The following is a 14,950-nucleotide window of genomic DNA, read 5'->3' on the forward strand; positions in this document are numbered from 1 at the left end:
GGTTAAGGGTGTGGAAAAAATCTGTATCAGGGATCGTAAATCCGTGAAAGCTACTCATATCAAGCCGACCAGATCTTGCGAATGGGCAAGGTGAAGCCCGGCAGCACGTCCTCTCCTGATAGGGTTTCCGGATCTTCGACCAATTCCGGCGCTTGCCCTTGTCGGTAGATCATCACCCGCTTAGCCTTGGGATCCAGCAGCCACCCCAGCCGGCAGCCGTTGTCCATGTATTCTTGCATCTTGGCCTGAGTTTGGATCCAAGAATCGGTGGGCGAGAGGATCTCCACCACAAAATCGGGGCACAAGGGCAAAAATCCTTGACGGACTGAGGGATCCAAAGCTTCCCACTTTTCAATCGGGATCCAGGCCAAATCAGGGGAGCGGTCGCTGCCTGAAGGCAAGGAAAATCCGGTGGAAGAATCAAAGCTTTTCCCTCGGCCCGATTGCCGATTCCAAAGGGTTAAGTCTGTGGTGATTTCGGCATTCCAGTGGCCGGTTTCCCCGCCGGTTGGAGACATGATAACCAATTCTCCTTGAGCGGTACGCTCCAGCTTCAAGTCAGGATTGGCGGCACAAAGCCGAATAAAATCTGCTCGGCTCAGGGTTGTCAGGGGGGATAGATTCAGAGTCAGAGCAACCATGGCAGGCGTTTGGACACTCCTAAACCATTCTTAGAATGAGCCTAATGGGACCTCAGGATTTGCCCTCTGCTCTTAACCAAGCCACATCTTAACTGGGGTGAGGGGCGGGTTTGGTCAGGCCGATCACCTGAGTGTATGCACCGCGGGCCTGGGTTACACCAATGGTGTGCTCAGCTTTTTCGATCATGGGGCGGCGTAAACTGACCACCAAAAACTGCGCCTGACGAGATTGCTGCCAGATCATATTGGCCAATTTTTCCACATTGGCCCCGTCCAAAAACATATCTACTTCATCAAAGGCGTAAAAGCTGGAAGGGCGGAATCGCTGCAGAGCAAAAATAAAGCTGAGGGCTGTCAAGGATTTTTCTCCTCCCGACATGGCGCTGAGACGGCGCACCGGCTTGCCTTTGGGGTGGGCCACCAAGGTTAGACCGCCTGCGAAGGGATCCTCTGGGTTTTCCAATTCCAAATGGCCATCCCCATCGGAAAGTTGGGCAAAGATGGTCTGAAAATGGCCGTTGACGGCATGAAAGGCATCCAAGAAGGCTTGCCGACGCAGGGTGGAAAAGTTCTCGATGCGCAGCAACAACTCGGTGCGCTCTTGGTGCAGGGTTTCCAGTTTGGCGCTGAGATCCCGCAGGCGAGCTTGGGTCTGTTCGTATTCGGCAATGGCCAGCATGTTTACCGGCTCCAGGGATCGCAATTGCTCTTCGATTTTGCGTTTTTGCCGTTGCAGCTCGTCTAGGGTCAGGGTGGCGGGCAAGTCGGGCAGCGGATCCGGCAGCTCTTGGGCCACCGCTTGCAGTTGGGTTTGCAGTTGGGCCAGCAGGGCCTCTTTTTCCTGTTGTTGGGTGAGGGCGTTGTAGCGTTCCCACTCCAGGCGTTGGATTTGCTGTTGTTGGGCCCGCAGTTGAAATTCCTGCCGATCTCGCTCTTGGCGCAGGTGGGAAAGTCGGGCCTCGATCTGGCTCATCTGTTGCCGTTGCTCGGCAAGGTGTTGCTGGATTTGGCCAAGGGTGGCTTGGGCTTGGACGATTTGCTCCTGCAGATAGGCTTGGCGCTGTTTGCTCTCCTGCAGGCGCTCCTGGTGGTGCTGGATTTGGGCCTGTTTCAGGTGTTGTTGGCCGGAGTTCTCCTGCTGTTGCCGCTCCAGTTGGGTCAGTTGCTGCTGCAGCTCTGCCAAGCGACTTTCCTGCTGCTGCACCGTCTGCTGCAGTTGCTGCCAATGTTGGTTCACCGGGGATCCCTCCAGTTGGCTGAGCTTGAGGGTGAGATCGGCCAGGCGCTGTTGCAAGGGATCCCAACGCAGTTGAATCTGCTGGAGCCGCTGCTGGATCTGGTGGCTTTCGCTTTGCCTTTGCGCCAGGGATCCCTGCAGGTGTTGCAGGCGGGCCTGTTGCTTTTGGCAGTCGGCTTGGTGCCGCTCCAGATATTGCTGGGCTTGCAGGGCGTCTTGGCGAGCCAGGAGCAGGGCTTGGGCCAGTTGTTTTTCGCGGGCTTGGGCTGCTTGTAGGCGCAGGGTGAGGGCGGCCAGCAGTTCCTCCAGCTCGGCCAAGCGGGAGCGCAAGGCGGCCTCCTCGGAAGGTTCGCCGACAGAAAAATGGATCCCAGCTCGCTGGGGGGCGCTGCCGCCGGTCATGGCGCCCGAAGTTTCCAACAGCTCCCCTTCCAGAGTAACCATGCGGTGCTTGCCGATGTGGGGCTGGGCCAGCTCTAGGCTTTGGAAAACCAGGGTGGAGCCGAACACAAAGCCGAAAACATCCCGGTAGCGCTCTTCAAAACGCACCAAACGAATGGCGTAGTCGATCAGGCCGTCCAATTTCAGGGGGCTGGGGGGGCGGGTGGGCTGGAGCTTATTCAAGGGCAAAAAGGTGGCGCGTCCGGCTTTTTCCCGTTTCAAAAAGTTGACAGCGCTCACGGCCACGGTGTCATCCTCCACCACCACAAAGTGCAGCCGGTTGCCTGCTGCAACCTCCAGGGCCAGTTGATACTGGGGATCCACCTGCCCCAACTGGGCCACCAACCCCAAAACCCCCGGCAGACGGGCACTCAGGATGGCTTGGGTCGCCCGGGATCCCTGGGATTCTTGCAACACTTGGCGGCGGGTTTCCCATTTGTCCAGTTGCCGCTGCTTGGCGTGCAGCTCGACGGTGAGGCGTTCGTGGGTGGCGCGATCCAACTCCAGGCTGGCCTGCAGTTGCGCCAGCTCTTGGGCCAAAGTTTGAACCTGAGCTTCCGACTGTCGGCAAGTGTGTTCCAGCTCGGCGGTGAGGGCCAGGTGGGATCCCAGCCACGCCTCGATCTGGGCAATCTCCGCCTGGATCTCTTGGCTTTGCCGTTCCAGTTGCCGTTGTCGCTCTTGCAGGCGAATTTGCTCCTGTTGGAGAGGCTCCTGTTCGGCGCGAAGTTCCTCAATGTGGCGGGTGAGGTAGCGCTGCTGTTTCACCCAGGCATCAGCGGATTGGGCTAGGGCGCGCAGCTGTTCGCGGCTCTGTTCCAAGCTAATTTGGGCTTTCTGAACCTGGGCCTGCAGGGATCCCTGGGCTTGGGCCAGTTGCTCTTGTTGGCTGTGCAGGTGTTCCAGCTCCGCCTGCAGATGCTGCTGTTGGGCTTGGCACTCCTGATGTAGGCGCTGCGCTTGCTGGATCTCCTCCTGCCAGGCTGCGATCTGTCGGCTGACCTGTTGCCGCTGTGCTTCGGCGGCGGCGATTTGGGCTTGCAGGTGCAGGTATTCCTCCTCTCCAAGAGCATGGATGCGGCTTTGCAACTCGCCCAGGGCGGCTTCGGCCTGTTGCAAATGATCGTTCAAGGTCTGCACCTGAGCAGTGGCCTGCTCCTGAGTTTCCAGAAACCGCTGAATGGCCGCCTGGGTTTCTTCCACTTGGACTTGCAAATGCCGCCAAAGCAACACCTGTTGCTGCTGCCCCAGCGTTTGCAGCTGCAGCCGCAGTTGCTGATGGTGTTGAGCCTTTTCGCTCTCTTTGAGCAGCCGTTCTCCCTGGGCTTGCCATTCCTGTTCGATGAGCCGAAAACGCTCAATTTGTTCCCGCACCGCCTCCAGCTTGCTGTTGGCCTGGGCGATCTTGCGGTCGAAGGTGGCCACCCCCGCCAATTCGTCGATGATCTGCCGCCGTTCCTTGGGGTGCATGGAAATGATACTGGTGACATCCCCTTGTAAAACAACGTTGTAGCCGTTGGGGTAGATGTGCATCGCCTCCAGTTGTTCGTGCAGCTCGCTCAGGGTACAGGGCACATCGTTGATATAAAAGGTGCTGGTGTAGGGGAGAGAAAAGGACTCCGTCCCACTATCGCGGGCGAGCTCCTCAGCCTTTCCGGGCCTGACCCGCAGCCGGCGACTGACTTTCCATTCCCTGGGCTGGCCATCTTCTCCTGGCCCCAGCTCAAAGGTGACGGAAACGTGGGTTTCCACCTGCCGATTGCCGTTGAGGCTGCCGGAATGCACCAGATCCAAAAGCCTCTCTGCCCGCATCCCCCGCGAGGACGATAAACCCAGCGCGAACAGGATCCCATCCAGGATGTTAGACTTACCGGAGCCATTGGGGCCGGAAATGACCGTAAAGCCCGGCAGCAGGGGCAACGAGGTGGTGCTGCCAAACGACTTAAATCGGGTCAGCTCAATCCGCTTGATGTACATCACACCCCACATCTAGCGTGGCCACCAGCATATGATGGCAACAGGCTAGCATGGGTAGCAAAAACCTGTGCAGCTCAAGTTTCTTAGGACGGCTTGGCATCTGAGTCTGCACCTGTTGAGTCTACATCTGTGCTGACGAGCAGGTCGGCCTTTTGGAGAAGACGATGCACCTCCGCCCTCAGCTCCGGCCAGCGGTAGGTCAGTAAGTTTGCCTTGGAGATAAACAGCAGCCGGTATCCGGGTTTCAGGTTTGGGCACAGGGGGCGCAAGATTTCTCGCAACTGGCGGCGCAGCCGATTCCGCTTTACGGCAGATTTGCTCACCTTTCTGCCGATCACCAGCCCCACTTGGCTAGGGATCCCTTCGCACCCTGCGGGCATCGGCTGAAACAGCAGGGTCAAGCCTGCACCGGAACGACGTTGGCCCCCCTGGTAGAGCGCCTGAAAAGCTCGTCGATCCCGCAATCGATGAGGAGCCGGCAACATTGGGCACCGAGGAGAGTCTGCCCCAGAAGTCAGCGAGTTTTGGGCTGCAACGCTCCAAAAAACCAAGACAAATCAAATCTCTGACCAAAGGGCTTAGGAAACCGCCAGGCGATAACGCCCCTTGGCCCGCCGTCGCCGCAAGACCTGACGCCCAGTTGCCGTTCGCATTCTGGCCCGAAACCCAGAAACCCGAATGCGTCTGCGATTGGTGCCACGAAGGGTACGCTGAGTCATGGTGAGAAGCCAACTTATGAATCCAAGATCATTTGCCAGAGCTGACCAGACCGAAATTAGCCCGCTTGAAACTGATCGCAGACGCTCAATCTTAGCAGACTCAATGGAAAATTGCTAGATTGGCCACCCCGCGCCGAGCAGTTAAATTGGGAATCCCGAAGCTCCTGTCGAGGAAGCCGCCGCTGTTTCCTCTGGGCTTCTGCTGTGTCGCTCTGAGTGTGTGGTGTGGATATTTCCCTGGATCAGCTCTGGGATGAAGCCCTGTGTCATCTGCAGGTGCAGCTCAGCCGCCCAACCTTTGAGGCTTGGATCAAAACGGCGCGGGCTGAATCGTTGGTGGACAACCGCCTCACCATCTGTACCCCCAGCGAATGGGCGCGGGGCTGGCTGCAAAAGCACTACGCCTCCACCATCACCGAGGTGGTGCAGCGGGTAGCCGGGATCCCTTTGCAGGTGGAGTTTTCCGTTTCCCCCCACGCTTCTGTCGAGGCAGAACCCCCTTCAAGGGCGATTTCCCCAACATCGGGCAGAGCCGGCAGCTTACCTGCCTCCACCACCCTAGGACTGGAAGTCGGCGGCAGCCTGCCCATGCGGGCGCCGGATCTCAACCCCAAGTATTCCTTCTCGCGGTTTGTGGTTGGCCCCAACAACCGCATGGCTCACGCTGCAGCTCTGGCTGTGGCCGACAAGCCTGGGCGCGCCTACAACCCCCTGTTTCTCTGCGGTGGGGTGGGTCTAGGCAAAACCCACCTGATGCAGGCCATTGGCCACTACCAGCTAGAGGCAAATCCACAGGCCAAAGTCTTTTACGTGTCCACCGAACGGTTTACCAACGATTTAATCGATGCCATCCGGCGAGACAGCATGCAGTCTTTCCGGGAGCACTATCGGGATGTGGATATTTTATTGGTGGATGACGTTCAATTTATCGAAGGCAAAGAGTACACCCAAGAGGAGTTTTTTCACACCTTTAATACGCTGCACGAGTCCGGCAAACAGATCGTACTGGCCGCCGACCGCTCTCCTCATCTGATCCCGCGTCTGCAGGAACGTCTCTGTTCTCGGTTTTCGATGGGCCTGATTGCCGAAATTCAATCGCCGGATATCGAAACCCGCATGGCCATTCTCAAGAAGAAAGCCGAGTACGAGGGAATGAACTTGCCCGCCGACGTGATCGAGTACATTGCCACCACCTACACCAGCAACATCCGCGAGCTGGAAGGTGCCCTGATCCGCGCCGTCGCCTATGTTTCCATTTCTGGCTTGCCGATGAGCGTGGAGACGATTCAGCCCATCCTCAATCCCCCCAGCGAGCCGAAAGAGATCACCGCCGACATGATTACCGATGTGGTCTGTGAAGAATTCGGCATCGACCGAGACAGTTTACTGGGATCCTCCCGCAAGCGCGACATCAGCCAAGCACGGCAAATTGCCATGTTCTTGATGCGCCACTACACCAACCTCAGCCTGCCCAAAATTGGCGACTACTTTGGGGGAAAAGATCACACCACCGTCCTCTATAGCTGTGAAAAGGTCAGTCAGCTACAGCGGCAAAGTCTGCAATTTGAACGGCAACTGCAAAAATTGGTCGAGCGCTTGCGGGTGGTTGCCAACAGCCGGAGCAGCTAGGCTTTCTGTTGTCGCTGGGCCGTCTTTGAGGTGTTGTTGCCGCGCTGTGGAGCACCTCCAGCCTTGCCCGTCTGCGTGGAGAATCCCTCGGAAAGCGGCTACAGTAGGGACGCGATGCATGGGGTTGCAGGCGGTGAGACAGTCTGGCAAAGGGCTTCCCCTGGGTATGCTGCTCCTCTGGGCTGGACTGGTGCCTGGGTGGCCAGTTTGGGCCAATTCCACGCAAGCCAGCATTCAGGATCCGGCGCCGGCCACGCTCTCAGCCGCTTTGGATTTGGGCTTGGATAGCCAACTTTTGGAAGGCAGCCCCGTGTTGCGCCGCTGGCTGCAAAACCCGCCCCATCTCCTGGAAGAAATCCGCAACACCCCTGTCTTGCCCACGCGCTTGCAGGCCGGTTTTGAGTCCTCTTCGCACTGGCGAATCAGCCTACAAGACTTGCGTCTGGGAGATCGCCTCACCCTCAGCGGTGACTATCGCCAATCTTCCGAACATCCCGAAGTGCGCCAGTACGGGTCGGAAATGCGTTACTTTCTGGCCCCCATGGGATCCCGTTTTAATCTGGCGCCACAACTGGGGTATCGGGCTTTGGAACAAAAGAACCGCAGCCTCAGTGGAGTTAGCTATGGGGCTTTTGCTGTTTTGGCCTTGGCTCCGGGAGGTGTAGATTTGACCGGCAGCTACAGTTGGGTTGCCCCCCAGGAGCCGGAAGAAGGACAGGCCACCCTGGCGGAGCTCACTGCTGCCTACGCCATTAGCCCTTCCTTTCGTCTTTCTGCTCGCTATAGCCTGCGCAACTCGACCCTGGATCGGGAGTTTAGCTTTGGCGTTGGGCTGGAGTGGATCCCATAGAGTGCCCCCTCACTCCTAGTCTCTCTCTTGGTGGAAGAGGGGAGCCAGGGATCGGCATGACTTGGATTGGGGTAATGGCTCCGACATCGACTCGATGGCCACTGCACAACTTAACCCGGCCAAGATCAGAGGCGCACCGCCCGCACAAAGGCCACCCAACCCAAGCTGAGATAACGCTCCAACTGCAGCCCCACCTGTTGAAGGTGCTCGCGCAACTGGGTTTCTGAGAAAAAATGAAGGCCGGTGGCTTCCAGCCATTGCTGCACCATCTGCCCCCATCCCTGTACCTGCTGGCTGTGCATCGAGACAAAGGCCCCTCCCGGTTTCAAGACGCGGGCAATTTCCCGCAAACAGGGATCCAAAGGCACTTCGTTCAAGGTCGCCCCACTGATCACCGCCCCAAAAGTTCCAGAGGCGAGGGGAAGCTGTTCGGCTCGGGCCCGCATCAGGCTGTAGTGCTGCCAGTGGGGCTGTGCCTGTTGAGCGGCTTCCGCCAATACCCCTGCCGCATTGTCCAGGCCGACCACCGTCCGCTGCGGATCCCTGGCCAGAATCAAGCGGCTCCAGTACCCCCCGGCAGTGCCCAAATCCAAGATGGGATCCCCCTCCCCCACCAACTCGGCCAGCAGTTGACTCTCCCGCTCGCTGCCAAAGCTCTCTCCCGTCAGCAGCGACAGAGCCCAGGGCCGCCAGAGGCGATCGTAGCCCCAGGCAAACCCAGGCAGATGGGCAATGGCTTGGGCCGGCGTGAGATGCAGGTCCGATGAGCTGCCGATAAAATCCACAGCCCCAGAAGCGGTGATGGGGTAAATTTGGCCACAACTGGGACAATAAACCCGATCTGCCACGGATCCCTGCTCCCGCCCTGGTGCTTGGGTCAGCCCTTCCCGACCGCAGCTCAGGCAGCGATAAAGGTGAACCGGCAAAGCAGAGAGCGAAGAGAGCATGCGACAGCCCAACGCAACCCAAAACTCGCGAGGAAAAGGGGGCAGCTGCCGGGATCCAGCCCCAACAACCCCCCCAGTTGTCTATCTGGCAATGGAGATGGGATCCCTTAGACCAGCTTTGGACTCCGTCCCGCTTCCGGGAATGGACTGGGTAGGCCGACCTTCTCCGGGATGGGCACATACTCTGAGACAATCGCCCGGAATTCGTCGCCATCCAGGGTTTCCCGTTCCACCAAGGTATCGGCCAATCGATCCAGCAGAGGGCGGTGCTCCAGCAAAATCTGCTTGGCTTTCTGGTAACAGCTCTCCAGGATCTGCCGCACCTGGCGGTCGATCTTGGCGGCCACATCCTCCGAGTACTCGACGCGGTTCATCCAGCCGCCGCCCAAGAATACCTCGTTGTTGGGGGGATCCAGCATCAAGGGCCCCAGCTCAGACATGCCAAAGCGGGTCACCATCTGCCGCACCAGATTCGTGTTCTGCTGCAGGTCGTTGCTGGCTCCGGTGGTCACTTCCGAGTAGCCGAAGACGATCTCTTCGGCCGCCCGACCGCCAAAGCCCACCACCACCCGATCCAGCAGCCAAGCGCGGCTGTACATGCCGGAGTCGATCTGCTCCTCGTTGGGCAGTTGCTGGGCAAAGCCACCTGCGCCGCCGGAACGGGGGATGATGGTCACCTTGTTCAAGGGATCCGCGTGGGGCAAAAGTGTCATCAACAGGGCATGGCCACACTCGTGGTAGGCGATCAGGCGCTTGCTCTTGCCGTCCAGAAGCGGCGGCTTGGTCAGGCCAATGGTGATGCGGTCAATGGCGTCCTCAATGTCTTGGTTGGTGATGGCCATGCGCTGACGGCGGGCCGCCAAAATGGCCGCTTCATTGAGCAGGTTGGCCAGATCCGCGCCGGCAAAGCCAGGGGTACGGCGGGCAATCGCCTCTAGGCTGACCTCTTCCGCCAGCTTCTTGTTGCGGGCATGCACCCGCAAGATCTCGTAGCGCCCCTTAAAGCTAGGCCGATCCACCGTAATCTGGCGGTCGAAGCGCCCCGGACGCAAGAGAGCGGCATCCAACACATCAGGGCGGTTGGTGGCGGCAATCACGATAATGCCGGTGTTGCCCTCAAAGCCGTCCATCTCCGTGAGCAACTGGTTCAGGGTTTGCTCGCGTTCGTCGTTGCCACCGCCGATGCCGGCCCCCCGCTGCCGGCCCACCGCGTCGATCTCGTCGATGAAGACGATGCAAGGCGCATTCTCCTTGGCCTTCTTGAAGAGATCCCGCACGCGAGAGGCGCCCACCCCGACAAACATTTCCACAAACTCAGAGCCGGACAGGCTAAAGAAAGGCACTCCTGCCTCGCCGGCAATGGCCTTGGCCAGAAGGGTTTTGCCCGTCCCCGGCGGCCCCACCAACAACACGCCTTTGGGGATCTTGGCCCCAACAGCGGTGAAGCGCTCCGGCTTCTTCAAGAAGGTAACCACCTCTTGCAATTCTTCTTTGGCTTCTTCAATCCCGGCCACATCGTCGAACTTAACGCCGGTTTTGGCTTCCATCTGAAAGCGGGCCCGCGATTTGCCGAAGTTCATTGCCTGCCCAGGGCCGCCCGCTCCAGCACCGGCACGCCGCAGGAAAAAGAACAACCCTCCCAACAGCAACAGCGGGATCACCAGGTTGCCCAGAAGCGCCCAAAAGGCGCTGCCATTGCGGGTGGGTACCACTGCCACTTCGATCCCCTGCTCGGTGAGGCGGTCCACCAGTTGCGGTACGGTGTTGGGCAGCAGGTTCACTCGGTAGCGGGTGGAATGCTGGGTCTGGGGATCCACAGCCGTAACTTCAGCTACCAGATTGTTGTCCGTGAGGCGCACATCCGTAACCCGCCCCTCCTCGACGTAGCGCAAAAAGCGATCGTAGGTGAGGGCCGAGGCCAAAGCTGCATGGGCGGGTGCAGGCTGCAGCACCAGGCCGGATCCCTGCCAGAGACAAAAGCCCAGCAGGAGGGCGATCAGCCAGCGCTGGGGAGATAGAGGCTTGTTCATAGGGAAGAGAACGCTCGGTTATTAAAAGTCCTTTAACAAACTTAACCTGTCCCTCCTGGAAGGCACAACCCTACCCCCGCAAGGATGAGCTCCTGAGGGATCCCTGCCCCATCCGATGCCCGCCACCAGCCTGCAGTTAGGCCGAGCCGGGGGATCCCAGACCATCCAGCCCATAGACGCGCCGCCACATGGAGTCAGCCAGAGCAGCGGGCATGAGCCGCATCAGCCCCAACGCCACCTTACCCCCCGTGAAAGCGGTGTAGCGGTCGGAAGGGTGAGGATCGGTCATCGCCCTCAAGATCGGCTCCACCACTTTTTCCACCGGCCAGGCCATTTTGCTGAACGAGCTGGCCAGCTCGGCGGTCTTGTCCAAGATCGCCTTGTAGGGGCCGTTGGGGTTGACAACGGCAGCAAAGGTTTCTTCCGCCACGCGGCCAAACTCGGTGGCTACCGGCCCCGGCTCGATCAAGATAACCTTGATGCCGAAGGGGGCCACTTCCACCCGCAGGGCGTCGCTGAGGGCTTCGACAGCAAACTTGGTTGCGTTGTAAACGCCGCTGAAAGGCATGGACAGCTGGCCGGCCACCGAGCTGAGGTTGAGGATGCGGCCACTGCCCCGTTCCCGCATTTGGGGCAAGAGGGCACGGGTGAGGGCGTGCAAGCCAAATACATTCACCTCAAACTGGCGCCGCATGGCCGCCACATCCACCTCTTCCACCGGCCCCATCTGGCCATAGCCGGCGTTGTTCACCAGGATATCCACCCGGCCAAAGTGATCCAGAGCCTTTTGGGCCAGCGCCTCCACCTGGGCCGTATCGGCCATGTCGGTGGGCACCACCAGCGCCTCCGCTCCCCGACTCTCCACCAAGTCTTTGACGTTTCGCAGCAGCCCTTCCCGGCGGGCCGCCAGCACCAAGCGAGCCCCGCGTTTGGCCGCCTCCAGAGCGACGGCTTCCCCAATTCCAGCAGAGGCGCCGGTAATCAGCACCACCTGATTTGCAAGTGAAGGCATGGTTTCTTTTATCCAAACTCTCCACCATCCTAGAAGAACGACTGGGATCCCTGGAGAGGGGCAGCTCCGTCTTCCGAACTTCTGGATTCGGCATCCGCTATCATGGCTACATTGGGTAAACCCAGAAAACAGCCGGGACAAAGCCCGATAGACAGGTCTCTGCTTGGGCTGAAGTCCTATGGTGCTTTGATTTAAAGTAGAGAGTTGTGTATAGGGTGCAGCGACTGTGAAGTACTTCTGCAGGCGAGTTGGCCGAGGTCGATCTCTCTCCCCGGAAGAGCGTTGGGTTGTTACTGAGGTTCGATTGGCTCAATTGCTCAGGGCAGCGGAAGCCAACCTCAAGGCCAACTCTGAGCTGCGGCAGCAGCAGCAGGAGCAGCAAAAGCAACTGGAAGCCGAGCGCCGCCACAGCGAAGCCCTAAGAGACTCGACCGCCGATTTGCGCACCAGCGTGATGGAGCTGCGGGAAGGACAGGCCCTTTGGCAGAGCCATGTGGAAGAGCTGCGCTCCTGTCTGCGGGAGCTGCTCAAGGAACAAAGCGAACTGGTGCAGATTGTTGCCCAGCAGCAGCACATCCTGAAGGATTGTCAGGAAGTCATCCGCGCCATGCTGGAGCAAATGCGAGATGACCACCGAGACTTCCGCTCTGCCATCAGCATTTTGCTGGAGGAGCTGCACCAAACCGTGCGCTGTTTGGTTATCAGGTCAGGTGGCACCCTACCCAAGCCCGTTCGCCATCCCGAAGTGCCGGAGACGGATCCCGGCTCCCCGCCGACCGATTCGGCCTCGCCTGGGGAAGGCTCTTCGTCCTAGGGATCTTCTGCTCCCCCAAGAGCTATCCCACATCGCCTTCCGGCAGCCACTGCGGCCAGAACAGGCGCAACTCCCTGACCCGCTCCCCTTTGACCAGGAGGGATCCGCCCCCGGAGCGGCTTTGCAGCGGGATCTCGGCAGGAGAGAAGGAGTACACCTGTTCAGACTCCGTGATCACATCCAGTTGCAGATGGGAAGGCCTCTCCAGCTCGGGGGGGAGACCCACCAAGCCCACCAGCACATCCCCTCGGTCGGAGAAGTGAAAGGCCGGCGCGCCCACTTGACCCCGCTCCAAGATGGGGATCTCCTCCAGAGACAAGCGCTTCAGATAGCCCAACCGGCTGGCCAGAACCAGGATCCCTTGGGAGGGCACCAGCGCCATACCAACTATTCGCTCGGTGCGCCCCAGGCGCAGGGCCGGCGATCCCATAGCCGCCCGACCCATCAGGGGAATCTGTTGGACATCCAGCCGCAGCACCCGTCCCCCTGAAGTAGCCAGGACGACGCTGTAGCCTTGGTGGTCGGGATCCCAAAGGGCTGCCCAGCCCAGCTCATCTCCCTCCTTTAGTTTGAGGACGGTGGATCCCCGTTGGGTGAGGCCCATTAGCTCTGCCAGGGCCAGCCGCTTGATCCGCCCCTGCCGGCTGAGCACCACCAAACTTGCCTTGCCCGGATCCGGATCCAACGTGAAGGTGGCGACGATCGGCTCAGGGTTGGGGAGAAGGGTAACCAGAGGCACCCCCCGTGAGGACCCAGTGCTGAGGGGGATCCCTGCGATGGGCAGGGTGAAAGCTTTGCCGCCGGCGGTGAGCACCAAGATTTCCTGCTCCAGCGTGACGCATTCCAGGCCGACCAGCACATCTTCCCCCAGTTCCCGTTGCGCCGGGTTGCTGCGGGAGCGACGGCTAGGCAGAGGCAGGCGGCGCACATAGCCCTTGCGGGTGAATTGCAGCAAGAAGTGGGTCTCTTCCGTCTCTTCGCCGCTGGGGATTTGGGCCACTTCCGCTTCCAGCTCCGAGGCTGAGAGGATCTGGGTGCGCCGGGGATCCCCGAAGGTCTTTTTCAGGTGTCGCAGCTCTTTTTTCAAATAATTCAAGAGCTTGCGGCGGTCGCTGAGTAGCCCCTGCAGTTCTTCGATGCGGGTCTGCAACTGGGCGTGTTCCTGGTGCAGCCGTTCCCGCTCCAATCCCGTCAGGCGACGCAGAGGCATGGCCAAAATCGTCTCTGCCTGCTGGGGGGTACAGCCCAGGCGAGTTTGCAATTGGGCTTTGGCCGTGGTGCCATCGGGCGCTTGCCGCAGCAGCTCGATCACCCCCTCCAGATCCGCCAACGCCAGCAACATTCCTGCCACCTCTTCCGCCTTGCGCTGCACCTGCTGCAGTTCGGCACGGAACATCCGGTTGAGGGTGGCCTCGCGAAATTGCAAAAAGTGCTGCAGGATCTCTTTGAGGCTCAGCTGCCGCGGTTCCCCGTTCACCAAAGCCAGCAGGATGGCTCCAAAGTTGCTTTGCAAAGGGGTGAGCTTATACAACTGCTGCAAAACCGCCTGTGGGTTGGCCTCTCGCTTCAGCTCCACCACCACGCGAATGCCGCTGCGATCCGACTCATCCCGCAGATCGGCGATGCCGCTGATGCGGTCTTGGTTGGCCAGCTCGGCCACTTTTTCGATCCAGGCGGCTTTGTTCACCTGATAGGGAAACTCGCTGATGACTAGAGCAGGCCGCCGGTGGCGTCCTTTGCCCGGCTGGATCTCCTCAAATCGGGCTACCCCCCGCAGGGTGATGGAACCGCGCCCGGTGAGGTAGGCTGCGCGGATCCCTTGGGTGTCTAAGATTTGGCCGCCGGTGGGAAAATCCGGCCCTGGGATCCACCGCAACAGTTCCTCAGGGCTGAGGTCGGGATGGTCGATCAAAGCCAACAGGCCATCCACCACTTCCCCCAGGTTGTGGGGTGGGATATTGGTGGCCATGCCCACGGCAATGCCGGAAGAGCCGTTGAGCAGCAAAATGGGCAATCGGGCCGGGAGAACGGTGGGCTCCGCCTGGGATCCGTCGAAATTGGGCATGAAATCGACGATCTCTTCCGACACCTGCTCCAGAAGCGCTGTGTGGCTCAGCTCCGCCAGCCGGCACTCCGTGTAGCGCATAGCCGCCGGCGGGTCATCATCCACAGAGCCGAAGTTGCCGTGTCCCGCCACCAGGGGATAGCGGCTGGAAAAGTCTTGCACCATGCGCACCAGCGCGTCATAAACTGCCTGATCCCCGTGGGGGTGATATTTCCCCAGCACATCCCCCACCACCCGTGCGCATTTGCGGTAGGGGCGATCCGGCGTCAGGCCCAGCTCGTGCATGGCGTAGAGGATGCGGCGGTGTACCGGCTTGAGGCCATCCCGCACATCCGGCAAGGCCCGCCCCACGATCACGCTCATGGCGTATTCCAGGTAGGAGCGCTGCATCTCCCCCTGCAAATCGGTTACAATCACCCGACCCAGACGGGATCCCCCACCCGAGCCAAATCCCAGTCCGTCGAGAGTCAGTTGCTGAGTCATGGCACAAAGGAGCGGAACGCTTTCCAGGTTACTGTAGCCGTTTCTCTGGTTCTTGCGAGGTGGGATCCCACACTGACAGGGGCTGAGAGACTGGAAATGCTGCTC

11 protein-coding genes are annotated in these 14,950 nt (G+C 59.8%); 3 read left to right on the forward strand and 8 right to left on the reverse strand.

Annotation, left to right across the window (positions count from 1 at the left end; genetic code table 11):
* Positions 1-59: 59 nt before the first annotated feature.
* The 4 genes from ACVWZJ_RS08185 to rpmH form a co-directional block, all read right to left on the reverse strand.
* Positions 60-641 (reverse strand): Uma2 family endonuclease, encoded by a 582-nt coding sequence (locus ACVWZJ_RS08185; RefSeq protein WP_011434474.1) that lies wholly within the window; start codon positions 639-641, stop codon positions 60-62.
* Positions 642-729: 88 nt separating this feature from the next.
* Positions 730-4,296 carry a chromosome segregation protein SMC gene (gene smc, locus ACVWZJ_RS08190; RefSeq protein WP_457395744.1) on the reverse strand — a complete coding sequence of 1,189 codons (3,567 nt, stop codon included), beginning with the start codon at positions 4,294-4,296 and terminating at the stop codon, positions 730-732.
* Positions 4,297-4,379: 83 nt separating this feature from the next.
* Positions 4,380-4,781: a ribonuclease P protein component gene (rnpA, locus tag ACVWZJ_RS08195; RefSeq protein WP_011434476.1), complete on the reverse strand. Its 402-nt coding sequence runs from the start codon at positions 4,779-4,781 to the stop codon at positions 4,380-4,382.
* Positions 4,782-4,874: 93 nt separating this feature from the next.
* Positions 4,875-5,015 carry a 50S ribosomal protein L34 gene (gene rpmH, locus ACVWZJ_RS08200; RefSeq protein WP_011434477.1) on the reverse strand — a complete coding sequence of 47 codons (141 nt, stop codon included), beginning with the start codon at positions 5,013-5,015 and terminating at the stop codon, positions 4,875-4,877.
* A gap of 225 nt (positions 5,016-5,240) precedes the next feature.
* Here rpmH and dnaA point away from each other — a divergent pair, with 225 nt between their 5' ends.
* Both dnaA and ACVWZJ_RS08210 read left to right on the forward strand, forming a co-directional pair.
* On the forward strand, positions 5,241-6,644 hold the full coding sequence (dnaA, locus tag ACVWZJ_RS08205) for a chromosomal replication initiator protein DnaA (protein ID WP_011431674.1): 1,404 nt from the start codon (positions 5,241-5,243) through the stop codon (positions 6,642-6,644).
* A 166-nt stretch (positions 6,645-6,810) separates the two neighbouring features.
* Entirely contained in the window at positions 6,811-7,494 is a 684-nt protein-coding gene (locus ACVWZJ_RS08210; RefSeq protein ID WP_148202667.1) for a hypothetical protein, read from the forward strand.
* Between the two features lie 125 nt (positions 7,495-7,619).
* Here the strand turns inward: ACVWZJ_RS08210 and ACVWZJ_RS08215 are convergent, their stop codons facing one another.
* The 3 genes from ACVWZJ_RS08215 to ACVWZJ_RS08225 all read right to left on the reverse strand — a co-directional run bounded on the left by ACVWZJ_RS08215 (position 7,620) and on the right by ACVWZJ_RS08225 (position 11,483).
* Positions 7,620-8,441 carry a class I SAM-dependent methyltransferase gene (locus tag ACVWZJ_RS08215; protein ID WP_011431676.1) on the reverse strand — a complete coding sequence of 274 codons (822 nt, stop codon included), beginning with the start codon at positions 8,439-8,441 and terminating at the stop codon, positions 7,620-7,622.
* 107 nt (positions 8,442-8,548) lie between these two features.
* Positions 8,549-10,471 (reverse strand): ATP-dependent zinc metalloprotease FtsH, encoded by a 1,923-nt coding sequence (gene ftsH / locus ACVWZJ_RS08220; protein WP_457395727.1) that lies wholly within the window; start codon positions 10,469-10,471, stop codon positions 8,549-8,551.
* Positions 10,472-10,607: 136 nt separating this feature from the next.
* The gene (locus ACVWZJ_RS08225; protein ID WP_457395729.1) at positions 10,608-11,483 is read right to left on the reverse strand and encodes an SDR family NAD(P)-dependent oxidoreductase; all 876 of its coding nucleotides are present in this window, start codon (positions 11,481-11,483) and stop codon (positions 10,608-10,610) included.
* 226 nt (positions 11,484-11,709) lie between these two features.
* On the opposite strand from ACVWZJ_RS08225, the gene ACVWZJ_RS08230 reads away from it, so the two are divergent.
* Positions 11,710-12,297: a hypothetical protein gene (locus ACVWZJ_RS08230; RefSeq protein ID WP_457395731.1), complete on the forward strand. Its 588-nt coding sequence runs from the start codon at positions 11,710-11,712 to the stop codon at positions 12,295-12,297.
* Between the two features lie 22 nt (positions 12,298-12,319).
* On the opposite strand, the gene ACVWZJ_RS08235 is transcribed toward ACVWZJ_RS08230, so the two are convergent.
* Positions 12,320-14,845 carry a DNA gyrase/topoisomerase IV subunit A gene (locus ACVWZJ_RS08235; protein ID WP_049749540.1) on the reverse strand — a complete coding sequence of 842 codons (2,526 nt, stop codon included), beginning with the start codon at positions 14,843-14,845 and terminating at the stop codon, positions 12,320-12,322.
* Positions 14,846-14,950: the final 105 nt, after the last annotated feature.

Source organism: Thermostichus sp. OS-CIW-29, from assembly GCF_054058195.1.